Annotated in this window: 22 protein-coding genes; 16 read left to right on the top strand and 6 right to left on the bottom strand. The window is 69.1% G+C overall.

Annotation, left to right across the window (positions count from 1 at the left end):
- Nucleotides 1-32 precede the first annotated feature (32 nt).
- The 8 genes from leuB (at nt 33) to accD (ending at nt 9,995) form a co-directional block, all read left to right on the top strand.
- The gene (leuB, locus tag VHAB30_RS02130) at nt 33-1,121 is read left to right on the top strand and encodes a 3-isopropylmalate dehydrogenase (RefSeq protein WP_159275653.1); all 1,089 of its coding nucleotides are present in this window, start codon (nt 33-35) and stop codon (nt 1,119-1,121) included.
- A 90-nt stretch (nt 1,122-1,211) separates the two neighbouring features.
- The gene (asd, locus tag VHAB30_RS02125) at nt 1,212-2,357 is read left to right on the top strand and encodes an aspartate-semialdehyde dehydrogenase (protein ID WP_159275652.1); all 1,146 of its coding nucleotides are present in this window, start codon (nt 1,212-1,214) and stop codon (nt 2,355-2,357) included.
- A 167-nt stretch (nt 2,358-2,524) separates the two neighbouring features.
- Entirely contained in the window at nt 2,525-5,323 is a 2,799-nt protein-coding gene (locus VHAB30_RS02120) for a FimV/HubP family polar landmark protein (protein WP_159275651.1), read from the top strand.
- A 31-nt stretch (nt 5,324-5,354) separates the two neighbouring features.
- Nucleotides 5,355-6,179 (top strand): tRNA pseudouridine(38-40) synthase TruA, encoded by an 825-nt coding sequence (gene truA / locus VHAB30_RS02115; protein WP_159275650.1) that lies wholly within the window; start codon nt 5,355-5,357, stop codon nt 6,177-6,179.
- Nucleotides 6,176-6,919, top strand: a complete 744-nt coding sequence (locus tag VHAB30_RS02110; protein WP_159275649.1) for a phosphoribosylanthranilate isomerase — start codon at nt 6,176-6,178, stop codon at nt 6,917-6,919. Before truA ends, VHAB30_RS02110 begins: the two co-directional genes overlap by 4 nt.
- Before the next feature lie 47 nt (nt 6,920-6,966).
- Entirely contained in the window at nt 6,967-8,253 is a 1,287-nt protein-coding gene (gene trpB, locus VHAB30_RS02105) for a tryptophan synthase subunit beta (RefSeq protein WP_159275648.1), read from the top strand.
- Entirely contained in the window at nt 8,253-9,098 is an 846-nt protein-coding gene (trpA, locus tag VHAB30_RS02100; protein ID WP_159275647.1) for a tryptophan synthase subunit alpha, read from the top strand. Before trpB ends, trpA begins: the two co-directional genes overlap by 1 nt.
- 24 nt (nt 9,099-9,122) lie before the next feature.
- Nucleotides 9,123-9,995, top strand: coding sequence for an acetyl-CoA carboxylase, carboxyltransferase subunit beta (gene accD, locus VHAB30_RS02095; protein ID WP_062475492.1), 873 nt, complete (start codon nt 9,123-9,125; stop codon nt 9,993-9,995).
- Nucleotides 9,996-10,081: 86 nt separating this feature from the next.
- Here accD and VHAB30_RS02090 read toward each other — a convergent pair whose 3' ends face one another.
- A complete protein-coding gene (locus VHAB30_RS02090; RefSeq protein WP_056572059.1) occupies nt 10,082-10,642 on the bottom strand; it encodes a YggT family protein in 561 nt (186 codons plus the stop codon).
- Nucleotides 10,643-10,732: 90 nt separating this feature from the next.
- Here VHAB30_RS02090 and VHAB30_RS02085 point away from each other — a divergent pair, with 90 nt between their 5' ends.
- From VHAB30_RS02085 to VHAB30_RS02065, 5 genes are all read left to right on the top strand, one after another.
- On the top strand, nt 10,733-11,698 hold the full coding sequence (locus tag VHAB30_RS02085) for a glycosyltransferase family 2 protein (protein ID WP_159275646.1): 966 nt from the start codon (nt 10,733-10,735) through the stop codon (nt 11,696-11,698).
- Between the two features lie 28 nt (nt 11,699-11,726).
- Nucleotides 11,727-12,350 (top strand): LON peptidase substrate-binding domain-containing protein, encoded by a 624-nt coding sequence (locus VHAB30_RS02080; protein ID WP_159275645.1) that lies wholly within the window; start codon nt 11,727-11,729, stop codon nt 12,348-12,350.
- Nucleotides 12,351-12,367: 17 nt separating this feature from the next.
- Entirely contained in the window at nt 12,368-13,738 is a 1,371-nt protein-coding gene (locus tag VHAB30_RS02075) for a hypothetical protein (RefSeq protein ID WP_159275644.1), read from the top strand.
- A 146-nt stretch (nt 13,739-13,884) separates the two neighbouring features.
- Nucleotides 13,885-15,426, top strand: coding sequence for a lysine--tRNA ligase (gene lysS / locus VHAB30_RS02070; RefSeq protein ID WP_062475499.1), 1,542 nt, complete (start codon nt 13,885-13,887; stop codon nt 15,424-15,426).
- A gap of 23 nt (nt 15,427-15,449) precedes the next feature.
- Entirely contained in the window at nt 15,450-16,244 is a 795-nt protein-coding gene (locus VHAB30_RS02065) for a class I SAM-dependent methyltransferase (protein ID WP_159275643.1), read from the top strand.
- Between the two features lie 21 nt (nt 16,245-16,265).
- Here VHAB30_RS02065 and VHAB30_RS02060 read toward each other — a convergent pair whose 3' ends face one another.
- A complete protein-coding gene (locus VHAB30_RS02060; protein WP_159275642.1) occupies nt 16,266-17,600 on the bottom strand; it encodes a glycosyltransferase family protein in 1,335 nt (444 codons plus the stop codon).
- Nucleotides 17,601-17,694: 94 nt separating this feature from the next.
- Here VHAB30_RS02060 and VHAB30_RS02055 point away from each other — a divergent pair, with 94 nt between their 5' ends.
- Genes VHAB30_RS02055 through VHAB30_RS02045 form a run of 3 tightly spaced genes read left to right on the top strand, consistent with a single transcriptional unit; the run spans nt 17,695 to nt 21,416 of the window.
- Entirely contained in the window at nt 17,695-18,960 is a 1,266-nt protein-coding gene (locus VHAB30_RS02055; RefSeq protein WP_095746459.1) for an Hsp70 family protein, read from the top strand.
- A gap of 7 nt (nt 18,961-18,967) precedes the next feature.
- On the top strand, nt 18,968-19,504 hold the full coding sequence (locus VHAB30_RS02050; protein ID WP_159275641.1) for a YgjP-like metallopeptidase domain-containing protein: 537 nt from the start codon (nt 18,968-18,970) through the stop codon (nt 19,502-19,504).
- Between the two features lie 19 nt (nt 19,505-19,523).
- On the top strand, nt 19,524-21,416 hold the full coding sequence (locus VHAB30_RS02045) for a glycosyltransferase family 2 protein (RefSeq protein ID WP_159275640.1): 1,893 nt from the start codon (nt 19,524-19,526) through the stop codon (nt 21,414-21,416).
- Here VHAB30_RS02045 and nagZ read toward each other — a convergent pair.
- The 4 genes from nagZ to recO are packed head-to-tail and all read right to left on the bottom strand — an operon-like array spanning nt 21,386 to nt 24,454.
- A complete protein-coding gene (gene nagZ, locus VHAB30_RS02040) occupies nt 21,386-22,483 on the bottom strand; it encodes a beta-N-acetylhexosaminidase (RefSeq protein ID WP_159275639.1) in 1,098 nt (365 codons plus the stop codon). The genes VHAB30_RS02045 and nagZ overlap by 31 nt on opposite strands.
- Nucleotides 22,484-22,527: 44 nt before the next feature.
- Nucleotides 22,528-22,920: a holo-ACP synthase gene (gene acpS / locus VHAB30_RS02035; RefSeq protein WP_056572075.1), complete on the bottom strand. Its 393-nt coding sequence runs from the start codon at nt 22,918-22,920 to the stop codon at nt 22,528-22,530.
- On the bottom strand, nt 22,917-23,684 hold the full coding sequence (locus VHAB30_RS02030) for a pyridoxine 5'-phosphate synthase (RefSeq protein WP_159275638.1): 768 nt from the start codon (nt 23,682-23,684) through the stop codon (nt 22,917-22,919). The genes acpS and VHAB30_RS02030 overlap by 4 nt, the downstream gene beginning before the upstream one ends.
- On the bottom strand, nt 23,681-24,454 hold the full coding sequence (recO, locus tag VHAB30_RS02025) for a DNA repair protein RecO (protein WP_159275637.1): 774 nt from the start codon (nt 24,452-24,454) through the stop codon (nt 23,681-23,683). Before recO ends, VHAB30_RS02030 begins: the two co-directional genes overlap by 4 nt.

Genomic DNA, 24,454 nt, shown 5'->3' with positions numbered 1-24,454 from the left:
TCCGTTTTCAAGAAAAAACCTCAGACCAACTTATGAAAATCGCAGTTCTCCCGGGTGACGGCATCGGCACCGAAATCGTGGCGGAAGCCGTCAGGGTGCTCGAAGTCCTCGACCTGAAGTTCGAGATGGAATCGGCCCTGGTCGGCGGTGCGGCCTACGAGGCGCACGGCCACCCGCTGCCCGAAGCGACGCTCAAGCTCGCCAAGGACGCCGACGCGGTGCTGTTCGGCGCCGTCGGCGACTGGAAGTACGACAAGCTCGACCGCCCGCTGCGTCCCGAGCAAGCCATCCTGGGGCTGCGCAAGAACCTGGGCCTGTTTGCCAACTTCCGCCCGGCCATCTGCTACGAGCAGCTGGTGGGCGCCTCGAGCCTGAAGCCCGAGCTGATCGCGGGCCTGGACATCCTCATCATCCGCGAGCTGACCGGCGACATCTACTTCGGCCAGCCGCGCGGGCGCCGCATTGCCACCGACGGCCACTTCCCGGGCGCCGAAGAGGCCTTCGACACGATGCGCTACTCGCGCCCCGAGGTCGAGCGCATCGCCCGCGTGGCCTTCGAGGCGGCCCGCAAGCGCAGCAAGCGCGTGACCAGCGTGGACAAGGCCAACGTGCTCGAGACCTTCCAGTTCTGGAAGGACATCGTGACCGAGGTCGGCAAGGAATATCCGGACGTTGAACTCGACCACATGTACGTCGACAACGCGGCCATGCAGCTGGTGAAGGCGCCCAAGAAGTTCGACGTGGTCGTCACCGGCAACATGTTCGGCGACATCCTCTCGGACGAGGCCGCGATGCTCACCGGCTCCATCGGCATGCTGCCCTCGGCCTCGCTCAATGCGAGCAACCAGGGCCTGTACGAACCGAGCCACGGCAGCGCGCCAGACATTGCCGGCAAAGGGGTTGCCAATCCTTTGGCTACAATCCTGTCCGCTGCCATGATGCTCCGCTTCTCCCTCAACCAGCCCGAAGCTGCCGACCGTATCGAGTCGGCGGTCAAGCACGTGCTCGCCTCCGGGCTGCGCACGGGCGACATCTGGTCCGAAGGCACGAAGCGCGTCGGCACCCGCGAAATGGGCGACGCGGTCGTAGCAGCCATCACCAAAAAGACGATTACCGGCTAACCGCAGCCCGCTTCGTCACGCCCTCCCCCGGCCGACGAGTCGGGGGCAAAAAAGACTGATTTTTTCTTTCTTCACTAAGGGCAAACTGAAATGGCGAACGCATCCAAGCAACCTCTGGTCGGCCTCGTGGGCTGGCGCGGCATGGTCGGCTCGGTCCTCATGGACCGCATGCAGGCCGAAGGCGACTTCGGCCTCATCGAGCCGGTCTTCTTCTCGACCTCGAACGCGGGCGGCAAGGCCCCGGCGATGGCCAAGAACGAAACCACGCTCAAGGATGCGAACGACATCGAGGCACTGAAGAAGTGCGACATCGTCATCACCTGCCAGGGCGGCGACTACACCAGCGAGGTCTTCCCCAAGCTGCGCGCCGCCGGCTGGAACGGCCACTGGATCGACGCGGCCTCCACGCTGCGCATGAACGATGACGCGATCATCGTGCTCGACCCCGTCAACCTGCCCGTGATCCAGAACGCGCTCGCCAAGGGCGGCAAGAACTGGGTCGGCGGCAACTGCACCGTCAGCTGCATGCTCATGGGCGTGGGCGCCCTCTACAAGGCCGGCCTAGTCGAGTGGATGACCAGCATGACCTACCAGGCGGCCTCGGGCGGCGGCGCGCAGCACATGCGCGAACTGCTGACCCAGTTCGGCACCCTCAACGCCGAAGTGCGCGCCCTGCTCGACGACCCGAAGTCGGCCATCCTCGAGATCGACCGCAAGGTGCTGCACAAGCAGCAGAGCCTGAGCGCGTCCGAAATCGCCAACTTCGGCGCCCCGCTGGGCGGCTCGCTGATCCCCTGGATCGACAAGGACCTGGGCGATGGCATGTCCAAGGAAGAGTGGAAGGGCGGCGCCGAAACGAACAAGATCCTCGGCCAGGGCGCGGGCTTCGGCACCGCCGCCACGCCGGTGGACGGCTTCTGCGTGCGCATCGGCGCCATGCGCTGCCACAGCCAGGCCCTGACCTTCAAGCTCAAGAAGGACGTGCCGGTGGCCGACATCGAAGCGATGATCGCCGCCGACAACCCCTGGGCCAAGGTCGTGCCGAACACGCGCGAAGCCACCGTGAAGGACCTGACGCCGGTGGCCGTGACAGGCACCATGGACATCCCGGTCGGCCGCATCCGCAAGCTGGCGATGGGCCCCGAGTACGTCGGCGCCTTCACCATCGGCGACCAGCTGCTGTGGGGCGCGGCCGAACCGCTGCGCCGCATGCTGCGCATCCTGCTCGAAGCCTGATGCGGGCAGCTCAGGGCCTTGAAATACAAAAATGTTGCCAAAAGGCAACGCAGGATGTCATCGGAAGTATGCGCGCACTGGGTAGATCAGGCGCATTGCCTTGTCAGTGCATGTTGATGATGCTAACGTCCTCTTACAAATTCAGGGCCTGAGCCGCCCCTATCAGCATGACAAGACATCTGTTGCCCGCGGCCCGCCCTTCGGCCGCCCGCCCCGCCCTGCCGTCGAATGGCTGGCGCCTTTCCATCCTGGGTGCCGCTGCGGCCCTGACGCTGGGACTGGCCAGCGCCGACGCCAGCGCCTTCGCGCTGGGACCGCTGCGGGTGCAGTCGGCACTGGGCGAACCGCTGCGCGCCGAGATCGATGTCACTGAAATGGCCGCCAACGAGGCGGAAGGCCTGAAGATCAACATCGCCACGGCCGAAGCCTTCAAGAACGCAGGCATCCCGTACAACGCGGCCCTCGGCGACGTGAAAGCCACGCTGCAGCGCCGCGCCGGCGGCCAGTACGTGGTGCGCCTGGCCGGCAACCGCCCGCTCAACGACCCCTTCATCGACCTGCTGCTCGAAGCCAATGGCGCCTCGGGCCGCATCGTGCGCGACTACACCGTGCTGCTCGATCCGCCGGCCACGCGCCAGGCGGCAGCCGCACCAGTGACTCCCATCGCGCCGCAGATCGCCACGCCGGTCGAGCGCCCCGCGCCCACCCCGCGCGTGCGCCGCGAACCCGCGCCTGCAGTGGCTGCAACGCCCGCACCCGCTGCGGCTGCGCCGGCCCCTGCGGCCGCACCGGCTCCCGCGCCGGCACGTGCCGCCGTCGCCGCCCCCAGCGGCGGCAGTGGCGAGCAAGTCACGGTGCGCCGTGGCGACACCGCCGGCAAGATCGCCTCCGCCCACAAGCCCGCCGACGTCTCGCTCGACCAGATGCTGGTCGCGCTGCTGAACGCCAACCCCGACGCCTTCGTCGGCGGCAACGTCAACCGGATGAAGGCCGGTGCCGTGCTCGACCTGCCGAACGCCGCCGCAGCAGCCGCCGTGCCGGCCGCCGACGCACGCCGCACGATCACCGCGCAAAGCCGCGACTTCGGCAGCTATCGCCAGCGCCTCGCCGAAAACGCCCCGACCACCAACGTGGCCGCCGCAAGCCGCCAGGCCTCGGGCAAGCTGCAGGCCAGCGTGGAAGACCGCAATGCCGGCGCCAGCGCACCCGACAAGCTCACGGTGTCGCAAGGCAACGCCGCCGCGCGCGCCGCCGACGAAAAGGTCGCCCAAGCCCGCCAGGCGCAGGACAGCAGCAACCGCGTCGCAGAACTCACGAAGAACATCAACGAGCTGAACAAGCTCAAGTCCGGTACCGGCACGGGCACCGGATCGTCCGCTGCGGCCGCCGCGCCCGCAGCGCCGGCCACCACGCCCGGCATCGCCGTTCCCGCACCGCTGAGCGGTGCCACGACGCCGACGCCAGCGGTAGCGGCCGCTCCTGCGCCCGCCGCGGCCCCTGCTGCCGCAGCCACCGCACCGGCAACGCCGGCGCCGGCAGCCGCACCAACCGCTCCCGCTGCAACGGCCCCCGTCGCCGCGGCCTCCGCTGCAGCAGCCGCCGCACCGTCGGCCACCGACGCAGCCGCCCTGCCCGTGGCAGCCGCAGCCAGCGCTGCAGCCACCGCCGCGCCCATCGTCGCTCCCAAGCCTGTGGTCAAGGCCGCACCGCCGCCGCCCCCGCCGGAGCGCAGCTTCCTCGACGAGTTGCTCGACAACCCGCTGATGCTTGCCGGCGCCGCGCTGATCGCGCTGCTGGTCGGCTTCCTGCTGTACCGCGTGCTGGGCCGCCGCCGTGAAGAGATGAGCGAGAGCGTGTTCCTCGAGAGCCGCATTCCCAAGGACTCGTTCTTCGGCGCCAGCGGCGGCGAATCGGTCGACACCAAGAACCGCGGCGATTCCACCGTGTCGTCGCTGTCGTACTCGCCGAGCCAGCTCGACGCGGGCGATGTCGACCCGGTCGCCGAAGCCGACGTTTACCTCGCCTATGGCCGCGACCTGCAGGCTGAGGAAATCCTGCGCGAAGCGCTGCGCCTGAACCCGGACCGCACCGCCATCCACCTCAAGCTGCTCGAGATCCACGCCAAGCGCCGCGATGTGCGCGCCTTCGACGGCCTGGCCACCGAAGTGCACAAGCTGACCAACGGCGCGGGCTCCGAATGGAACCGCGTGGTCGACATGGGCAAGGACCTCGACCCGGGCAACCCGCTGTACGAATCGGGCACGGGCACCGCGCGAGGCGCCAGCCAGGCCGAAACCGCGGCATTCGCCGGCGCGCTGGCCGCTGCCGCCAAGCCGGCTGCCGCAGTCGCAGCCGCCGTCGTGGCACCGCCGCCCCCGGCCGCACCGCCCGTGGCGTCGGCCCCGCCGGCCTTCATGCCCTCGGTCGCGCCGCTGGACTTCGACCTCGACCTGACCCAGCCGCCGGCACCGGCGCCTGCCCCCGTGGGTGCCAGCCTGCCGAAGTCGGTCTACGCGCCGACGGCCGCACCGGCCCCGCTGAGCAACGGCCACGCCGCAGCGCCTGTCGATCTCGAAAACGACTTCGACACGGCGCCCGGCGCCCTGACCGCCCACACGCGCCCCTCGTCGCTGAACGACGCCGAGCACAACACCCGCCCGGCCATGCTGCGCGACACGCTGCCTGCCGACTCGGGCTTCATCGAGTTCGACATGAGCGCCCTCGCCGGCCTGCCGGCCCGCTCCGCCACTGCCGAGGCACCGCGCTCGGCGGCTGTAGCCACCTCGCCGTCCGCCCTGGACGACGACGGTGACGACAACCCGCACGCCGTGAAGCTCTCGCTGGCCCGCGAACTGCAGGCCATCGGCGACGTCGAAGGCGCGCGCTCGCTGGTCGAGGAAGTCGAAGCCGAAAGCGCTGGCGACCTCAAGTCGCAAGCCAAGCAGCTGCTCGCCGAACTGCGCTGAGCCGGTTGCCGACTGCCCTTCTGATCGCTTCGTGAGGCTGGCACTCGGCATCCGCTACAACGGCCAGGCATACGAGGGCTGGCAGAGCCAGCGCTCGGGCCGCACGGTGCAGGACAAGCTCGAAGCCGCCCTCGCGAAGTTCGCCGGCCTGCCCGCCGGCAGCCGGGTCAGCACGCTGTGCGCCGGCCGTACCGACGCCGGCGTGCACGGGCTGATGCAGGTGGTGCACTTCGACACCGACATCGAACGCGATCCTTTCTCCTGGATGCGCGGCACCAACCGCTACCTGCCCGACGACATCGCGGTGCAGTGGGCGCATCCGGTGCCCGCCGAATTCCATTGCCGCGCCAGTGCCCTGGCGCGTCGCTACGTCTACGTGCTCTCGCAGTCGCCCGTGCGGCCCAGCCTCGATGCGGGCCGGGTCGGCTGGTCGATGTACCCGCTCGACGGCGATGCGATGCGCGCCGCTGCGGCGCTGCTGGTGGGCCGGCACGACTTCAGCTCGTTCCGCGCCTCCGCCTGCCAGGCCCTCTCGCCGGTCAAGGACCTGCGGCGCCTCGAGATCACGCGCGTGGGCGACGGCGAGCGCTGCCGCTGGCACTTCGAGTTCGAGGCCGACGCCTTCCTGCACCACATGATCCGCAACCTGATGGGCAGCCTGGTGCGCATCGGCCGCGGCGACGAGCGGCCCGAATGGATCACCGAGGTGCTCGAGGCACGCAGCCGCAAGGTGGCCGCGCCCACCTTCTCCGCCGACGGCCTGTACTTTCTCGGCCCGTTGTACGACGCCAAGTGGGGTCTGCCGGCCGAGGCCACGTTCCAGGGCGAGCGGGCTTCGTATGATGGCCCGCCATGACATCTCCCGCCCCCCTCGCCCCGCGCACCCGCATCAAGATCTGTGGCCTCACGCGTGAGGCCGACGTGGACGCGGCGGTTGAGGCCGGCGCCGACGCGATCGGCTTCGTGCTCTACCCGAAGAGCCCGCGCGCCGTGAGCGTCGAGCGCGCCGCCGAACTGGCCTCGCGCCTGCCACCCTTCATCACGCCCGTGCTGCTGTTCGTGAACGCGGACGCTCCCGAAGTCATGGCTTCCCTGGCCCGCGTGAAGGGCGCCATCGCGCAGTTCCACGGGGAAGAAACGCCCGAACAGTGCGAGGAAGCCACCGGCCCGGGACGCTTTCGTTACATGCGCGCCGCCCGGATTCCGCTGGGGGCTGCCGGGGCCGGCTTCGACCTCGTAAAATACGCGTCCGATTACTCCCGCGCCCAGGCCATCCTGCTCGACGCCCATGTCGAAGGTTATGGCGGAGGCGGCAAGGCTTTCGATTGGTCACTTCTTCCACCCGCCGTCGACGCTCACCTCGTCTTGAGTGGTGGGCTCACACCTGCAAACGTGAGCGATGGCATTCACAGCCTGCGGACGCGCTGCAAGACGCTGTCCGTTGATGTGAGCTCGGGCGTCGAAATCGACGGTCCCGGGCACAAGGGCCTCAAGGACGCCGGAAAGATCCGGGCATTCGTCGCCGCCGTGAGAGCCGCAGATGCGGCGAACACTGTCAAAGCCTCGGCAGCCGACGCTTCGTCCTTCTCCAGTTAGCCGCCGCACCCGATCGCACTCGGGCTGCGGCCCATCGATCGAGAACCATGCAAAGCCAATTCCAGGACTACCAGCAACCCGACGCCAGCGGCCACTTCGGCCCCTACGGCGGCACCTTCGCGAGCGAAACGCTCACCCACGCGATCAACGAACTGCGCGACGCGTACGCCAAGTTCAAGGACGACCCGGCCTTCCTGGCCGAGTTCCACTACGAGCTGAAGCACTTCGTCGGCCGCCCCTCGCCGATCTACCACGCCGCGCGCACCAGCCGCGAAATGGGCGGCGCGCAGATCTACCTGAAGCGCGAGGACCTGAACCACACCGGCGCGCACAAGATCAACAACGTGATCGGCCAGGCGATGCTCGCGCGCCGCATGGGCAAGCCCCGCGTGATCGCCGAGACCGGCGCCGGCCAGCACGGCGTGGCCACGGCCACCATCTGCGCGCGCTACGGCCTTGAGTGCGTGGTCTACATGGGCAGCCAGGACGTGAAGCGCCAGAGCCCCAACGTCTACCGCATGAACCTGCTGGGCGCGACCGTCGTGCCCGTCGAATCGGGCAGCAAGACGCTGAAGGACGCGCTCAACGAGGCCATGCGCGACTGGGTCACGAACATCGAAAACACCTTCTACATCATCGGCACGGTGGCGGGCCCGCACCCCTACCCGACCATGGTGCGCGACTTCCAGAGCGTGATCGGCACCGAGTGCATCGCGCAGATGCCCGCCATGCTCGCGGCCGACGGCATCACCGGAGAAGCCGAGGGCAAACAGCCCGACGTGGTGGTCGCCTGCGTGGGCGGCGGCAGCAATGCGATCGGCATCTTCCACCCCTACATTCCGTTCGCGGGCACGCGCCTCATCGGCGTGGAAGCGGCCGGTGAAGGCCTGGACAGCGGCAAGCACGCCGCCTCGATCCTGCGCGGCAGCCCCGGCGTGCTGCACGGCAACCGCACCTACCTGCTGCAGAACGACGACGGCCAGATCACCGAGACGCACAGTATCAGCGCCGGCCTCGACTACCCGGGCGTGGGCCCCGAGCACGCCTACCTGGCCGACATCGGCCGCGCCGAGTACGTCGGCATCACCGACGTCGAGGCGCTCGAAGCCTTCCACTACCTATGCCGCACGGAGGGCATCATTCCCGCGCTCGAATCCAGCCACGCCCTGGCCTACGCCCTGAAGCTCGCCAAGACCATGCGCCCCGACCAGTCGATCCTCGTGAACCTCTCGGGCCGCGGCGACAAGGACATCGGCACCGTCGCCGACCTGTCGGGCGTCGATTTCTACGACCGCCCCTCGATGCGCGGTCTAAGCGTGAAGGGAGGCAAGTGATGAGCCGCATTGCCGCCAAGTTCCAGGCCCTGCAAACGCAAGGCCGTCGCGCGCTGATCCCTTACGTCACCGCCGGTTTCCCCTTCGCCGACATCACGCCCGAGCTCATGCACGGCATGGTCGAGGCCGGCGCCGACGTGATCGAGCTGGGCGTGCCCTTCTCCGACCCGATGGCCGACGGCCCCGTGATCCAGAAGGCCGGCGAGGCCGCGCTGGCGCTGGGCGTCGGCATGAAGCAGGTGCTCGCCATGGTGGCCGCCTTTCGCGCCAAAGACACGACCACGCCGGTCGTGCTCATGGGCTACGCCAACCCGGTCGAGCGCTACGACCTCGTGCACGGCAAGAAGGCCTTCATCCGCGACGCGGCCGCGGCCGGCGTCGATGGCCTGCTGGTCGTCGACTACCCGCCCGAGGAATGCGAGGACTTCGCCGCCGACCTGAAAGCCGCCGGCATCGACCTGATCTTCCTGCTGGCCCCCACCAGCACCCCCGAGCGCATGGCGCAGGTGGCGCGCATCGCGAGCGGCTACGTGTACTACGTGTCGCTCAAGGGCGTGACCGGTGCCGGCCACCTCGACACCGAGGCGGTCGGTCGCATGATTCCGCGCATTCGCGAGCACGTGAGCATCCCCGTCGGCGTGGGCTTCGGCATCCGCGACGCGCGCACGGCGCAGGCCATCGGCTCGGCGGCGGACGCGGTGGTCATCGGCACCAAGATCATTCAACTCATCGAAGACCAGCCCCGCGACAACGTGGTGCCCACGGTGCGCGAATTCCTGGCCGGCATCCGCGAGGCGCTCGACGCCCTGCCGGCCGCCACGGCCAAGAACGCGGCTGGTCGATAATCACTGCCCTCACAAGGAGCCCCCATGAGCTGGCTTGAAAAACTGCTACCCGCCAAGATCGCACAAACCGACCCGTCCGAGCGCCGCCAGGTACCCGAGGGCCTGTGGATCAAATGCCCGGCCTGCGAGACCGTTCTGTACAAGACCGACCTCGAGCACAACCAGAACGTCTGCCCGAGCTGCAGCCACCACCACCGCATCGGCGCCCGCGCCCGCCTGGACGCCTTCCTGGACGCCGAAGGCCGCTACGAAGTCGGCCAGGAAGTGCTGCCGGTCGATGCCCTGAAGTTCAAGGACAGCCGCAAGTACCCCGAGCGCCTGAAAGAAGCGCTGGAGAACACCGGCGAGACCGACGCGCTGGTCGTCATGGGCGGTTCCGTCCACAGCATCAGCGTGGTCGTGGCCTGCTTCGAGTTCGAGTTCATGGGCGGTTCCATGGGCAGCGTGGTCGGCGAGCGCTTCGTGCGCGGCGTCGAGACCGCCATCGAGCAGAAGGTGCCCTTCGTGTGCTTCACCGCCACCGGCGGCGCGCGCATGCAGGAAGGCCTGCTCTCGCTGATGCAGATGGCCAAGACCAACGCCGCGCTCACGCGCCTGGCGAAGAAGGGCCTGCCCTACATCAGCGTGCTGACCGACCCGACCATGGGCGGCGTGAGCGCCGGCTTCGCCTTCGTGGGCGACGTGGTCATTGCCGAGCCCAAGGCGCTGATCGGCTTTGCCGGCCCGCGCGTGATCGAATCGACCGTGCGCGTGACGCTGCCCGAAGGCTTCCAGCGCGCCGAGTTCCTGCAGACCAAGGGTGCGATCGACTTCATCAGCGACCGCCGCGAACTGCGCAAGACCATCGCCAGCACGCTGGCCATGCTGCTGCGCCAGCCGGCCGACGCGGTGCTCTGACCTTCACCGTAGCTCAGGCTTCGGCCTGAACGCCCGCACGCCGAAAGGCGGTGCGGGCGTTTTGCTGTCTGGGGTACCCCGACGCGTTAGGCGCCGAGCCGGAACGCAAAGACCAGCAGGTTGCCCAGCACGATCGCCACCACCTGCAGCACCACGATGGCGGCCAGCGGCGACAGGTCGACACCGCCGATCAGCGGAATGAAGCGGCGGAACGGCCGCACCAGCGGCTCGGCCAGGCGCGAGATCAGGTCGAGCAGCATCGGCGAAGCGCCGGGAATCCACGACAGCACCGCGTACACCACCAGCAGCGCCGTCAGGCCCGACACCGCCAGCTGCAGCAGCCCGACCAGCGACACCAGCGGCAGCGCCGTGATCCGCGCCAAGCTGCCGGCCAGCAGCCACAGCACCAGGAACTTGAGCATCACCAGCAGCCAGGCCGCGATCAGGCTCGCGAGGTCCCAGCGCTTCACCGCGGGCACGATGCGCCGCAGCGGCAGCACGATCCAGTCGGTGATGGCGAACACGAAGCGCCCCAGCGGATTGCCGAAGGGCACGCGGTGGTACTGCATGTACAGGCGCAGCAGGCAGGCGCCACCGAGCAGGCCGACGATCACGTCGAGGAGAAACGAGGGTATCTGGTACAACATGTCGGATGGGCAGGGAGGTGCGCACGCGCGCGACTGCTCCGATTCTGGACCACAAGCCTCGCCCCCGGCCACACCGCCCTACGGAACCCCATGCCTTTGCTCAGCGTCGTGCTCCCCACCTTCAACAGCGGCGAGTTCCTCATCGAGACGCTGCAGTCGCTGCAGGCACAGACCTTCACCGACTTCGAGCTGCTGGTCATGGACGACGCCAGCACCGACGGTACCTGGGAGCACCTGGCGGCCTTCGACGACCCGCGCATCCGGCGGCACCGCAACGCCTGCAACGTCGGCCTGCCGGCCAACATGAACCTCGCGATGGCGATGGCCCGGGGCACCTACCTGGCGCGCGTCGACCACGACGACTGCGCCACGCCGGACCGCTTCGCCAAGCAGGTCGCGTTCCTGGAAAGCAACCCGTCGGTCACCGTCGTCGGCAGCCAGCTCGAGCACTTCCAGGACCAGGCCGGCGTCACCGGCCTGCCGCTGGACGACGCGACGATCAAGGCCCGCATGGTCGAAGGCTACGACTACCTCGCGAACCAGAGCACGACCGGGCGGCTGGACTTCTACCGCACCCACGGGCTGCAGTTCGACCCCAACCTCTACGCCGTCGACGACCTCGGGTTCTGGGTCGACTGCATGCTGCACGGCGCGCGCTTCGCGAACCTGCCCGAGCCGCTGACGCGCTACCGCATCCACCCGGGCATGACCTCCCGCACCTTGCCGCGCGACCGGCTCTACGCCTCGAAGGACCGCATCTACCGGCGCCTGCTGCCGCTGGTCTTCCCGCGCCTGCGGGGCCGCGAGTGCGAACAGCTGCTCACGCTGTACCGCAACCCCGGCGACATGCCCCAGACGCTGGCCCACCTGGTCGACCTGCATCGCGCGGCGCACAGCGCCCTGTCCGAGGTCGACACGCGCTGGGGCCAGAGCGCCGGCGAGTGCCAGCAGTCGATCCTCAACCTGCTCAACCACGCGCGCCACGCGTTCCAGATGCAGGGGATACTGCGGCCCGAGCACGCGACCGTCCTCAACCTGATCCTTCAACCCAGCTGACCGCGGCGACTGGCCCGGCCTTTTCAACGTGCGCATTCCTCTCTTTCCGCTCGGTACGGTCCTGTTTCCCGGCGGCCTGCTGCCGCTGCGTGTCTTCGAGGTCCGCTACCTCGACATGGTCGGCAAGTGCCGCAAGGCCGGCACCCCGTTCGGCGTCGTCAGCCTGACGAGCGGCGCCGAGGTGCGCAAGGCCGGCGCCGAAGCCGAAAGCTTTGCCGCCGTCGGCACGCTCGCCGACATCCGCACGTTCGACGCGCCGCAAAGCGGCCTGCTGCAGATCGAATGCGTCGGCACGCAGCGCTTTCGCGTGCGCAGCAGCGAGCTGCAGAAGCACGGCCTGTGGATCGCCGAGGTCGAAGCCGTCGCCGACGACGTCGACCTCGAGATCCCCGATGACCTGCGCCACACCGCCACCGCGCTGCGCCGCCTGATCGACACCCTCGAAGAGCGCCGCCACGCGCAGGGCGACACGGTACGCCTGCCGATCGGTGCGCCCCACCGCCTCGACGATTGCGGCTGGGTGGCCAACCGCTGGTGCGAGCTGGTGCCGATGCAGCTCGAACTCAAGCAGCGCCTGATGGAACTCGACAGCCCGCTGATGCGCCTGGAGCTGGTCAGCGACCTGCTGGCACGCACCGGCATCACCGACTAGACACGGCCCGCCGCGAGATGAGCCCGGCGCCGGTCCGCTTCCACTCGATCCTGCTGCGCGCGGGCGCGGAGGCCCTCGCGGACAACCACCGCGCCTACTGCGCCCGCTGGGGCTACGCGCACCGCCTGCACGCCATCGGCACGCCGCACAACAGCGCGCGCACGCTGCTGGTCTACAAGTACAGCGTGGTGAGCGCCGCGCTGGCCGATGCGCCCGACGGCACGCTGCTGGTCTTCGCGGACGACGATGCGGCCTTTCTCGCGCCCCTGCCGGCACCGGCCGTGATCGGCGACGCAGCGCACTGGATCGCCGAGAACGAGCACCACCACCGCCCCGAAGGCAGCTGCTTCATGCTGCGTGCGGGCCCCGAGGCGACGGACCTGGTGGCCCAAGTGCTCGAACGCCTGCGCACCGCGCCCGACGCGGGCACCGACCGCTGGGCGCACCGGGAGCTCGAAGGCTTGGCGGCCCATCCGCACCACCAGCTCATCGACGGCCGGCACTACCCCAACCTGCTGTTCGCCCGCTTCGGCCACTACCTGCCGGAGGTCTCGGCCTTCGTGCTCTCGTTCAATCCCGCGGTCCACATCGATGTCCAGGACATGCGGGTGCGGGGCCTCTTCGTCGCGCACCTGAACGCAGTGCTCGCGCGCAACGGCCAGCTCTACGACGACCTGCCGCCAGCCCCCACGGGCCAGCCGGACTACGAAGTGCGCAACCCCGGCCGCCCCGTCGCCTTGCTGACCAGCTACACGCCCAACATCGCCGGCTACGCCACGCTGTCGGAGCGCAACATCGCCGCGTACGCCGACCACCACGGCCACACCCACCACGTCTACCGCGACCTGCCCGCCGACCTGCGGGGCCGCGTGGCCGGCAACTGGATCAAGCCCCGGCTGCTGCTCAAGCACCTGGCCGAGCACGAACAGGTCGCGTGGGTCGATGCCGACATCCTCATCCACGACCGCGCACGGCCGCTCGTGTCCCTGCTGCGTGGCCGGCCGGTGGCGCTGGCGCGCGACGTGTCGGGCTACGAATTCAACAGCGGCTTCATGGTGTTCTCGAACACGCCGGCCTGCATCGCCTACCTGGAGCGCGTGCAAGCGCTGATCGACGCCGTGCAGGACAAGCGCGGTGTCTACGCCTCGGGCGGCGACCAGGCCTTCTTCGTCGCCGCCTGGGCCGAGGCCGGCGGCGACGCGGCCATGCCGCGTTCCGACGGCGTGTCCTTCAATTCGCACCCCGCGCTGTACGACGGCGACAGCTTCATGCTGCACTACATGGGCTACCCGGATCGCCTGCGCACGCTGGTGATGCAGCACGACGCCCAGCAGATCGCGCGCCGCCACGCGGGCACCCCAGACGCCGCGACACCGCCGAACGGCTGAAAACGCTGAGGGTTAAGCTCCACTTTTGATAGCAACCCTCACAGAACTGACGGGCGCTTCAGGCCGATTCCGCTCAAGGCCGATGGGCTAAAATGCACGGCCCGCGCACACCCTCCCTCTTCTTGCTGCGCCCCCACACGCCTCCCATGTCCGACGAACAACTGCCCTCCTCTTCTCCCACGTCCACGGCCGACGACAACCAGCTCATCGTCGAACGCCGCGAAAAGCTCAAGCTGCTGCGCACGGCGCAGACCGAAGGCAAGGGGGTCGCGTTCCCGAACGACTTCAAGCCCGGCCACCGCGCCGCGGCGCTGGTCGAGCAGCACGGCGGCACCGAGCCGGAAGCCCTGGAAGCACAGGCCGTCGCCGTCAGCGTGGCCGGCCGCATGATGCTCAAGCGCGTGATGGGCAAGGCCAGCTTCGCGACCGTGCAGGATGCCACCGGCCGCATCCAGCTGTACGTGACGCGCGACGCCATCGGCGAAGAGGCGTACGCCGACTTCAAGCGCTGGGACCTCGGCGACATCCTCGGTGCCGAAGGCACGCTCATGAAGACCAAGACCGGCGAGCTGTCGATCAAGGTCAGCCGCCTGCGCCTGCTCACCAAGAGCCTGCGCCCGCTGCCCGACAAGTTCCACGGCATGGCCGACCAGGAGCAGAAGTACCGCCAGCGCTATGTCGACCTGATCACCGACGAATCGGCCCGTGTGCGCTTCACCGCGCGCAGCAAGGCCGTGAGCGCGCTGCGCGAGTTCATGGTGGCCAACGACTTCCTCGAGGTCGAGACGCCCATGCTGCACCCCATTCCGGGCGGCGCGAACGCCAAGCCGTTCAAGACGCACCACAACGCGCTCGACCAGGAGATGTTCCTGCGCATCGCGCCCGAGCTGTACCTCAAGCGCCTGATCGTCGGCGGCTTCGAGCGCGTGTTCGAGATCAACCGGAGCTACCGCAACGAGGGCATCTCGGTGCGGCACAACCCCGAGTTCACGATGATGGAGTTCTACGCGGCCTACTGGAACTACCGCGACCTGATGGACTTCACCGAGACGCTGATCCGCACCATCGCCGACAAGGCCGTGGGCACGCAGCAGCTCACCTACGGCGGCAAGGCCGTCGACCTCACGCAGCCCTTCGAGCGCCTGACGATCCGCGAAGCGATCCTCAAGCACACCGATGCCGGTGATGGCGTGGACGACACCGCCTGGCTCATCAACGCCCTGCGCAAGCTCGGCCTGAGCGAAGAAAAGGACAAGCTCTCGCAGCGCAGCCTCGCCAGCCTGCAGGTCATGTACTTCGAGGAGACCGTGGAAGAGAAGCTCTGGCAGCCGACCTTCATCATGGAGCACCCGACCGAGATCTCGCCACTGGCGCGCGCCAACGACGAGCGCCCCGAGGTCACCGAGCGCTTCGAGCTGTACATCACGGGCCGCGAATTCGGCAACGGCTTCAGCGAGCTGAACGACGCCGAAGACCAGGCCGCGCGCTTCAACGCACAGGTGGCCGCCAAGGACAGCGGCGACGACGAAGCCATGTTCTACGACCACGACTTCGTGCGCGCCCTCGAATACGGCATGCCGCCCACCGGCGGCTGCGGCATCGGCATCGACCGCCTGATGATGCTGCTGACCGATTCGCCGAGCATCCGCGACGTGATCCTGTTCCCGGCGCTGCGCCGGGAAGGCTGACCCACCCGACGGGGACGCTGTCCGTGACCGACTTTCTCTGGCAAGACCGCGACAAGAAGGAATACGTCTACCCGTTCAACCCCAGGCCCGAGTGCCTGGACATGATCCAGCGTCCTCCCACGGTCGCCCTCGACATCGGTTGCGGCTCCGGTGGCGTGGGCCACGAACTGCGCCGGCGCCACCCCGGCTGCGAACTCTGGGGCTGCGAGTTCAACGCCTCGGCGGCGCAGGTGGCGCGCGAACATTTCGACAAGGTCGTCGAGCAGGACGTGGAAACCGTCGACTTCGCCGCGATGGGCCTCACGCGCCCCTTCGACCTCGTGTGCCTGTTCGACGTGCTCGAGCACCTCGTCAATCCGTGGCAGCTGCTCAGCGGCCTGAAGCGCATCGTCGCGCCGGATGCGCAGATATTGGTCAGCCTGCCGAACGCGTCCAACCTGCCGATGCTGTACGACGCCATGCGCGGGCATTGGCGCTACACCCACTGGGGCCTGCTCGACTTCACGCACCTGCGCTTCTTCACGGACTTCGATGCCCGCAAGATGTTCTACCAGACGGGCTTTCGCGTGATCGACCACCGGCTCGACTACCTCGGCGAAGGCCGCGGCATCTACGAGCGCCACCAGGCCGAGCCCTTCCCCCTGGTGCTGACGCTGGGCGGGCTCTCGCTGCAGGTCGCATCGGCCGACGACCTGGCCCGGCTGTGCGCCGACCGCAACCTTTATCTGCTCAGCCCGCACCACGGCGACTTCCGCGACGACAGCGAGCGCGAGATGGCGTCGAGCAGCTACCCCACGACCTATACCTTCGGCGGCTGAAGCGCGGCGCGCGCCGCCCGCTCAGCCCAGGCGCTTGGAGCGCGCGTCGACGTCCGCCATGTACACCGACCGGTAGGGCTCCCCGAGCCCCACGAAGTGCACCAGCAGGCTGTCGTCGCCTGCCAGGTGCGGCGGCGTGTTGATGCTCAGCAGGTCGGTCACGACCGCGTCGCCGATCAGGCCGTGTTCGCCCAGCACCACGTTCGTGTAGTACTGGTCGCCCTGGCTGGCGTACACGGTCGACTTGTCGTCGACGCCGGTGATGCGCTCCCACAATTGCGTGAGCAGTTCGAGGTTGCGCTCGGTGTGGCGGAACCCCATCACGCCCGAGTTGACGTCCCACGCGCCGATGTCCTTGGCGAACAGCAGGTCGCGGCCTTCGAGCAGCGGCTCGATGCGTTGGGTCTGGTTGACGAACAGCGTGTCGGCGTCGATCCAGACCACCCACTGGTGCTGCGCGAGATGCCGCTTCACGAGCCAGCTCTTCACCCAGGCGCCGCTGATCGACGGATCGAGCTCGTCCGGGATGGCGCGGTAGACGTGGTAGCCGTACCCGTGCCGCTCGCAGTAGCGCCGCACGTTGTGCTCCGACACGCGCGCGTAGTCGTTGATGTGGTGCGTGTAGAGCGTGACGAAGGCAATGGGCGCCTGCGGGTTGACGCATGAATACACGTCTTCCGAGATCGCCGGATAGGCCGGCGGCGGCAGCACGGGCTCGCCGTCGGTCAGCGCCGCGTTCACCCGGCGCACCAGCAGGCGCTGCAGGTTCGCGTCGTGCAGCAGCTCTTCCACCACGCGGCCCTCGGCATCCAGCTCCACCAGGGGCGCCAGGTGCACCACGAAGATGCGGGCGGTGAACCAGTTCGCGATGCGCCACGAGACGTTCACGTAGCAGTCGCCGATGAGCCCGTTGCACGACAGCATGCCAGCCGGACGCAGCAGCGCCGCGGCGTCGAGGCGGGGCGTGACGCGCGCCACCACCTGGCTCGCCGCCCGGATGAGCGCATGCAGCAGCGCACGGTTGGCCGCCGTGTTGCGCAGGATCATCAGGTTGACGAGCGGCAGGCCCTTGGGCCCGTCCACCACGAGCAGGTCGCGGCCTTCCAGCAGCGTTTCGACAGCCACCGGATGGAACAGCACCGAATCGCCGTCGAGAAAGAGCAGCCAGTCGCCTTCGTCGAGGCCGCGCAGGCGGCGCAGCATCTCGGCGTACTTCGCGCAGTCGCGCAGCGCGGGATGCCCGGCGCCCTCGCTCTCCACCCAGGCATGGGGGTAGCCGAAACGGCGGCAGTAGTGGCTGTGGTTGCGCAGCACCGGCTCGTCGAGCCGGTCGAAGAAGGTCAGGCACAGCGGCATCGACGGCGTCCGGGTGGGGTGGTCATTGGGGCGCAGTCTATCTCGCGCTCCGGCCGACCCTCTACACTCTTGGGCCCTCCGATTTCCTGCTTGAATGAATCCCCTACGCACCCCGGCCATCGGCATCGATTTCGGCACTTCGAATTCCGCGGTTTCCTTTGCCTCCCCCGGCGAGGCCGCGCGCCTGCTGCCCATCGAAGGCAGCGCCACCACCCTGCCGACCGCCCTCTTCTTCAACGCCGAGGACCGCAGCACGCACTTCGGCCGCGACGCCATCGCGCTGTACCTGTCCGGCGTCGAAGGCCGGCTCATGCGCTCGCTCAAGAGCCTGCTCGGCAGCCCGCTGATGCAGGAGAAGACCGCCGTCTACGACGGGCTGGTCAGCTTCGAGGACATCATCGCGCGCTTCCTGCACGAGCTGGTGACGCGCGCCGAACGCGAGCTGGGCCAGCGCCCCGAGCGCGTGGTCATCGGCCGCCCGGTGCATTTCGTCGACGACGACGCCAAGCGCGACCAGCGCGCCGAGGAAAGCATGCGCCACGCCGCGCGCGCCGCCGGCCTGCGCGACGTGTCCTTCCAGTACGAGCCCATTGCCGCAGCCTTCGACTACGAGCAACGCGTCACGCGCGAGTCGCTGATCCTGATCGTCGACATCGGCGGCGGCACCTCCGACTTCACCGTGGTGCGCCTGGGCCCCGAGCGCATGGCGCGCGCCGACCGCGCCGACGACGTGCTGGCCACCAGCGGCGTGCACATCGGCGGCACCGACTTCGACCAGCGCCTGAACCTGGAGCGCGTGATGCCGCTGCTCGGGCTGCGCCACCTCGGCCCGAGCGGGCGCGAGGTGCCCAGCAAGGTGTTCTTCGAGTTGTCGTCCTGGCACCTGATCAACTGGCTCTACGCCCCGAAGGCCGTGCGCCAGGCGCGCGAGCTGCGCACCAGCTACAGCGACCGCCAGCTGCACGACCGCCTGATGACGGTGCTCGAGGAGCGCCACGGCCACCGCATCGCCAGCGAGGTCGAGCAGGCCAAGATCAACGGCTCGGTCAGCGACGCCGAAGTGCAGATCGACCTGTCGTGCATCGAGGCGGGGCTGGCTTCCGCGCTGACGCCGACCGACATGGCGCAGCAGCTCGCGGCGCCGCTGGAGAACGTGGTGGCCTGCGCCCACGCCTGCGTGAAGCGCGCCGGCCTGCGCAGCGGCGACCTCGACGCCATCTACCTCACCGGCGGCTCGTCGGCCCTGCGCCCGTTCCAGCGGGCGCTGCGCGCGAGCTTCGCCGGCGTGCCGCTGATCGAGGGCGACCTGCTCGGCGGCGTGGCGGCCGGGCTCGCCTATTCGGCACGCACGGCGGGGTGAGCCACCGATGAAGTACCTGTCCGCGTACCCGCCCGCGCTGCTGGCGCAGGTGAGAGAGCTGATGGCGGCCGACAAGCTCGGCGCCCTGCTGCGCGGACGTTACGCCGGCCTGCACGACATCCGCACCGACCGCGCGCTGTACGACTACGCCTGCGAGCTCAAGGGCGAGTACATGCGCAAGGCCGAGCCGCTGGCCAAGGCGGTGTTCGACAACAAGCTGCATGTGGTGCGCCACGCGCTGGGCACCCACACCACCATCGCGCGCGTGCAGGGCAGCAAGCTCAAGACCAAGCGCGAGATCCGCGTGGCCAGCCTGTTCAAGACCGTGCCGCTCGAATGGCTGCGCATGATCGTCGTGCACGAACTGGCCCACACGCGCGAGAAGAACCACGACAAGCCCTTCTACGCGCTGTGCACGCACATGGAGCCCGAGTACCACCGCTTCGAGTTCGAGCTGCGCCTGTACCTGACGCACCTGGAAGCGGGCGGCGCGCCGCTGTGGCCCGCGGCCGTGGGCGTGCCAGGCGCGCCGGCTGCGGGCTGACCCGGTACAGTCGTCGCCCATGACCCTGCCACGGCTGCACTTCACGTCCCTGTCCGAAGACGCGGTCTGCGGCGACATCGTGCGGACCTATCGCCTGGCGGCCGAGCGGCTGGGCTACCCGACGAGCTACACGCCGGCGAACGTCGATCCCAGCGCGATCAACATCCTGTTCTTCTTCTGGGACACCCCCTGGGAGGGCATCGCGCCGCTTCACCCGAACTGCATCGTCGTCAACTTCGAGCCGATGGTCAAAGGCTCGCATGCCTGGAACGACCGTTACCTCGACCTGCTCCCGCGCTGCTACCTGTGGGAGTACAGCAAGACCAACTTCCATCGCCACCGCGAGCTCGGCTACCAGAACGCCGACTACGTGCCGCTGGGCTGGGAGCCCGACGCGGCCCGCATCCTGCCGTTGTCGGAAGTCCTGCCCGAGGAGGAGCGCGACATCGACGTCTGCTTCTTCGGCTCGTTCACGCAGCGCCGGATCGACGTACTTGAAGCGCTGATGGCGCGCGGCCTGCGCCTCGAGATGACGCGCGGCGGGTTCTGGACCCAGGCCGAGCGCGAAGACCGCATGCGCCGCGCCAAGGTCATGCTGAACCTGCACAACTGGGAAGCGTCCCGCGTGGTCGAGACGCCCCGGCTGTCGATCCTGCTGCGCCATCGCAAGGCCGTGGTCTGCGAGCTCTACCCCGACAGCGAGATCGACCCCGCCTTCCGCGATGCGGTGGTGGGCGTGCCCTACGACCAGCTGGTCGACACCGTGGTCGCGCTGGTCGCCGATGCGCCGCGCCGCGCGCAGCTCGAACGCGACGGGCTCGACACGCTCGAGCGGGCCTTCGCGCCGCCGGACATCGGCCCTGCACTCGAACGCTACTTCGCCTGGCGCGCCCAGCAGCCCGACCGCGTGCCGCCCGTGGCAATGCCGCGCGTGTCGGTCTGCCTGACACCCGACGGCACCCGCGACGACTGGCTGCAGGACCTGCGCGACTGGGCCGCACAGGCCGATGTGGCGCTGGAGCTGGTCGTGGTGGCGGCGGGTCTGCCTGCGTCAGCTGAAAGCGAGGCGCGCGCCATCGCCCCCGACCTGCGCTGGATCGCGCTCCCCGTGCCCTGCGACCGCGCCACCTTGCGCAACCTCGCGCTCACACAAGCCACTGGCGAGCACGTCGTCTTCGCCGATGCGGGCGACCGCGCCTTGCCCGGCCGCCTGCAGCGGCAGGCCGCGCTGCTCGCCGCCTGCCCGGACCTGGACATCGTCGGCTGCTGGAGCGAAACGGCGGCCGGGCCGCTGAAGTACGCCCAGCGGCACGACGAGATCGTGGCCGAAGCGCTGGGCCCCGAGCCGCTGCGGCTGTCGGCCTGCCTGGTGCGCCGCCGCTTCCTGGAACGCACCGGCGTGCGCCACGACCCCGAGTTCGCTGTCCATGATGCGCTGCAGATGCTGTGCCGCTGCATCGTGGCCGGTGCGCGCTTCGCGGTCATTCCCGAGCTGCTGCACCGCGCGGCACCGGTCGCGCCGCCGACTGACCTGGCGCACGCCGCTTCGCTCGCCATGCGGGCGCGGCGCGCGGTGCTGCGTCACTTGTTGCCGCGCAGCCGTGTGGAAGACATCGACCTCATCGCCCAGCTCTACGCGCACCTGTGGCCGCCGCAGCGCGACTTTGCCGAACAGTTGCTGCGCACCGTGGCGCAGGCCTGCGCGGCGCTTGCGCCCGTCGGCACGCCGCGGATCGACGCTGAAATGCTGACGCGCGCGCTGCGCACCGAAACCCTGCGGCTGCTGCAGGTGTTCTTCCAAGCCGCCTTGGCCGACAAGCCCTGGCTGGAGTCGCTGTTCGAGACGCCCGAGGTGGCCGCCTTGCTCGGCCCCGCGGCGAATCAGCTGCCGGTGCGGCCCTTCCGCGACTGAGCGCCGGCCAGCAGGCGTTGCGCCTGCACGTAGCGCGCCGAGGCCGTGAGCGCCTGCCAGCCGAGCGCGTCGTCGCCCGGCAGCAGTGACCGGCGCCGCGCCTCGCTGGCCGCATCGCCCTGCCAGCGCCCGTCGGGCGCCGCAGCCGTGAAGCCGTCGAGCATCTCGTCCAGCGGCCGGCCTTCGCCGATGCTCTGGTTGCACAGCAGCGCGAGGTCGCAACCCGCCGCGAGTGCCGCCAGCACGGCGTCGGTGTAGCTCAGCAATTGGCCGTCGATGTAGCGCCCGGCCTCCATGCTCAGGTCGTCGCTGAACACCACGCCGTCGAACGCAAAGCGCTGGCGCAGGATGTCCTTCAGCCATTTCTCGGAGAAACCGGCCGGCCGCTTGTCGACCTTCGGGTAGATCACGTGGGCCGGCATCACGGCCGCGAGCGTGCCGCCCAGCCAGTCGTAGGGCCGCGCGTCGTCGGCCAGGATGGCCTTCAGGCTGCGCCGGTCGACCGGAATTTCGACGTGCGAATCGGCCTGCACGAAGCCATGCCCCGGAAAGTGCTTGCCGCAGTTGCGCATGCCCATCTGCAGCATGCCGTGCATCACGCTCTTGGCGAGCAGCGCGACCACGCGCGGGTCGCGGTGGAAGCTGCGGTCACCGATCACACTGCTGCCGCCGTAGTCCAGATCGAGCACCGGCGCGAAGCTGAAGTCGACGCCGCAGGCGCGCAACTCGCCGGCCAGCACCTGCCCGGCCGCAGTGGCGACCTGCGTAGCGCGCAGGGCATCGTGCATCCACAGCTCGCCCAGGCTGCGCATCGAGGGCAGTCGTGTGAAGCCGTCGGTGCGAAAGCGCTGCACACGGCCGCCTTCGTGGTCGACGCAGATCAGCAGGTCGGGCCGGATCGCCTTGATCTCGGCGTTGAGCGCGGTCATCTGCGCGCGGTCCTGCCAGTTGCGGGTGAAGTGGATCACGCCGCCCACATGCGGGTTGGCAAGGCGCCGGCGGTCGGCGGAAGTGAGTTCGGTGCCGGCCACATCGATGAGGAGCGGCGCGTGGTTCAGGTCGGTCATGTCGGTCGATCGGTCGGCAAGGCGCAACGGCGCCGGAGATTTGGTCAGGCCTTTTCCACCACCACGAAGCTGGCGGCGTACTCGGTTTCGTCGGTGACGGTCACGTGCGCCGTCAGGCCCTGCGCCTCGAACCAGTCTTTCAGCTCGCCGTGCAACACGATCACCGGCTTGCCGCTGCGCAGGTTGGCGATCTCGCACAGGCGCCAGCTCATCGGCATGCGCATGCCCAGGCCGATGGCCTTGCTGAAGGCTTCCTTGGCGGAAAAACGCGTGGCGAGGTAGCTCAGGCCGCGCTTGGGCCAGCGCGCGGCGCGGGCCTGCCAGATGGCGAACTCGGCATCGCTCAGCACCCGGCGGGCGAAGCGTTCGCCCTGGCGCTCGAAGGTCGCCGCGATGCGGCGCACATCGCAGATGTCGGTCCCGATGCCGTAGATCATGCGGCGTCGGCGATGCAGCGCAGGTAGTCGCGGGTGGTCGCGGCGTACCCGAGTTCGAGCGCATCGGCGACGAAGGCATGGCCGATCGACACCTCGTGCACACCGCGCACGGCGCGCAGGAACGGCGTGAGGTTGTCGCGGCTCAGGTCGTGGCCAGCGTTGACACCCAGGCCCGCCGCGTGCGCGGCCTGCGCTGCGGCCACGTAGCGCGCGAGCACGGCGGCTTCCTGCGGCGTGCCGCGCGAGGCGGCATAGCCTTCGGTGTAGAGCTCGACGCGGTCGGCGCCCACGGCCTTGACGGCGGCCATCATCTCGGGGATCGGGTCCATGAACAGGCTCACGCGCACGCCCAGCGCCTTGGCTTCGGCGATCAGCGGGCGCAGGCGCTCGGCGTCCTCGGGGAAGCTCCAGCCGTGGTCGCTGGTCGACTGCGTTTCGCTGTCGGGCACGAAGGTGGCCTGGTGCGGCTTGAGTTCGCGCACGAAGTCCATCAGGTTGTGGAAGGGGTTGCCTTCGATGTTGAACTCGATGCCCGGCCAGTCCTTGGCGAGCAGTTCCGACAGGTCGCTCACGTCGTGCGCGCGGATGTGGCGCGCGTCGGGGCGCGGGTGCACGGTGATGCCCTGCGCGCCCGCGGCCAGGCAGGCCTGGGCCGCGCCCACCACGCTCGGGATGCCCAGGTGGCGCGTGTTGCGCACCAGGGCGACCTTGTTGAGATTGACTGACAGGGCCGTGGTACCGGCATCGCCCGAAGAAGTGCTCATAGTGCTTGCAGATCTCTCATCATTTGCCGCGTGCGCAGCGTGGTCACGCCGCAATGGTAGTTGAGCAAGGCCCGCAGCTGGTTGCGCAGGGCACTGTTGCTGCCGACGTTCATCGTCGCGACCTCGCGCAGGGTGGCGGTGAACGGGGTGCGGTCGTCGAGCACGCTCTGCAGCACCTGCCAGTCGGCGCCGGCCAGCGCGGCCTCGTCCTTGGCCGCCTGGCGCAGGCCGGCTTCGGGCACGAGGGTGTAGCGCGTGCGGGCCGCCAGCGGCTCCAGGGTGAGCGTCTGCACGTCGAGCGAGGGCAGCAGGCCGACCGAACGCAGCAGCAGCAGCTCGAAGGCGCGCAGCGCGGCGGCCTGCGTCGCGGCCTGGGCGCCCGCGTGGTCGCCGGCCAGCACCTGCACCACGCCGGCGTAGGCGTCGAACAGCGCCTCGTGCGCGTCGTCGCGCGCCAGCAGGCGCAGCAGCAGCTCGTTGACGTAGTAGCCCGAGAGCAGCGCCTCGCCGGTCGGCATGACGTGGCCGCCCATCCATTCAGCGCCTTTCAGCGTGCGGATCTCGGCGTCGCCGCCGTAGTTGAGCTGCAGCGGCTGCAGCGGCAGCAGCACGGGACGGAAATTGGAACTCGGCCGCTTCGCCCCCTTGGCCACGAGCGCGATGCGCCCGTGGTGGCGGGTGAAGACCTCGAGGATCAGGCTCGACTCGCTCCAGTCGTAGCGATGGAGCACGTAAGCCGGTTCATGCGAAACGCGATGAGCGGCAGCCAC

The sequence above is a fragment of the Variovorax boronicumulans genome, from assembly GCF_009811375.1.
Lineage (GTDB): Bacteria > Pseudomonadota > Gammaproteobacteria > Burkholderiales > Burkholderiaceae_C > Variovorax > Variovorax boronicumulans.
The sequence above is the reverse complement of the archived record's forward strand: the minus strand, read 5'-3'. Positions and strand labels throughout refer to the sequence as shown.

What these genes read in the sequence shown, in the direction of transcription:
- leuB (WP_159275653.1), top strand. Translation starts at nt 33, where the DNA reads ATGAAAATCGCAGTTCTCCCGGGTGACGGCATCGGCACCGAAATCGTG.
- asd (WP_159275652.1), top strand. Translation starts at nt 1,212, where the DNA reads ATGGCGAACGCATCCAAGCAACCTCTGGTCGGCCTCGTGGGCTGGCGC.
- VHAB30_RS02120 (WP_159275651.1), top strand. Translation starts at nt 2,525, where the DNA reads ATGACAAGACATCTGTTGCCCGCGGCCCGCCCTTCGGCCGCCCGCCCC.
- VHAB30_RS02110 (WP_159275649.1), top strand. Translation starts at nt 6,176, where the DNA reads ATGACATCTCCCGCCCCCCTCGCCCCGCGCACCCGCATCAAGATCTGT.
- trpB (WP_159275648.1), top strand. Translation starts at nt 6,967, where the DNA reads ATGCAAAGCCAATTCCAGGACTACCAGCAACCCGACGCCAGCGGCCAC.
- trpA (WP_159275647.1), top strand. Translation starts at nt 8,253, where the DNA reads ATGAGCCGCATTGCCGCCAAGTTCCAGGCCCTGCAAACGCAAGGCCGT.
- accD (WP_062475492.1), top strand. Translation starts at nt 9,123, where the DNA reads ATGAGCTGGCTTGAAAAACTGCTACCCGCCAAGATCGCACAAACCGAC.
- VHAB30_RS02090 (WP_056572059.1), bottom strand. Translation starts at nt 10,642, where the DNA reads ATGTTGTACCAGATACCCTCGTTTCTCCTCGACGTGATCGTCGGCCTG.
- VHAB30_RS02085 (WP_159275646.1), top strand. Translation starts at nt 10,733, where the DNA reads ATGCCTTTGCTCAGCGTCGTGCTCCCCACCTTCAACAGCGGCGAGTTC.
- VHAB30_RS02075 (WP_159275644.1), top strand. Translation starts at nt 12,368, where the DNA reads ATGAGCCCGGCGCCGGTCCGCTTCCACTCGATCCTGCTGCGCGCGGGC.
- lysS (WP_062475499.1), top strand. Translation starts at nt 13,885, where the DNA reads ATGTCCGACGAACAACTGCCCTCCTCTTCTCCCACGTCCACGGCCGAC.
- VHAB30_RS02060 (WP_159275642.1), bottom strand. Translation starts at nt 17,600, where the DNA reads ATGCCGCTGTGCCTGACCTTCTTCGACCGGCTCGACGAGCCGGTGCTG.
- VHAB30_RS02055 (WP_095746459.1), top strand. Translation starts at nt 17,695, where the DNA reads ATGAATCCCCTACGCACCCCGGCCATCGGCATCGATTTCGGCACTTCG.
- VHAB30_RS02050 (WP_159275641.1), top strand. Translation starts at nt 18,968, where the DNA reads ATGAAGTACCTGTCCGCGTACCCGCCCGCGCTGCTGGCGCAGGTGAGA.
- VHAB30_RS02045 (WP_159275640.1), top strand. Translation starts at nt 19,524, where the DNA reads ATGACCCTGCCACGGCTGCACTTCACGTCCCTGTCCGAAGACGCGGTC.
- nagZ (WP_159275639.1), bottom strand. Translation starts at nt 22,483, where the DNA reads ATGACCGACCTGAACCACGCGCCGCTCCTCATCGATGTGGCCGGCACC.
- acpS (WP_056572075.1), bottom strand. Translation starts at nt 22,920, where the DNA reads ATGATCTACGGCATCGGGACCGACATCTGCGATGTGCGCCGCATCGCG.
- VHAB30_RS02030 (WP_159275638.1), bottom strand. Translation starts at nt 23,684, where the DNA reads ATGAGCACTTCTTCGGGCGATGCCGGTACCACGGCCCTGTCAGTCAAT.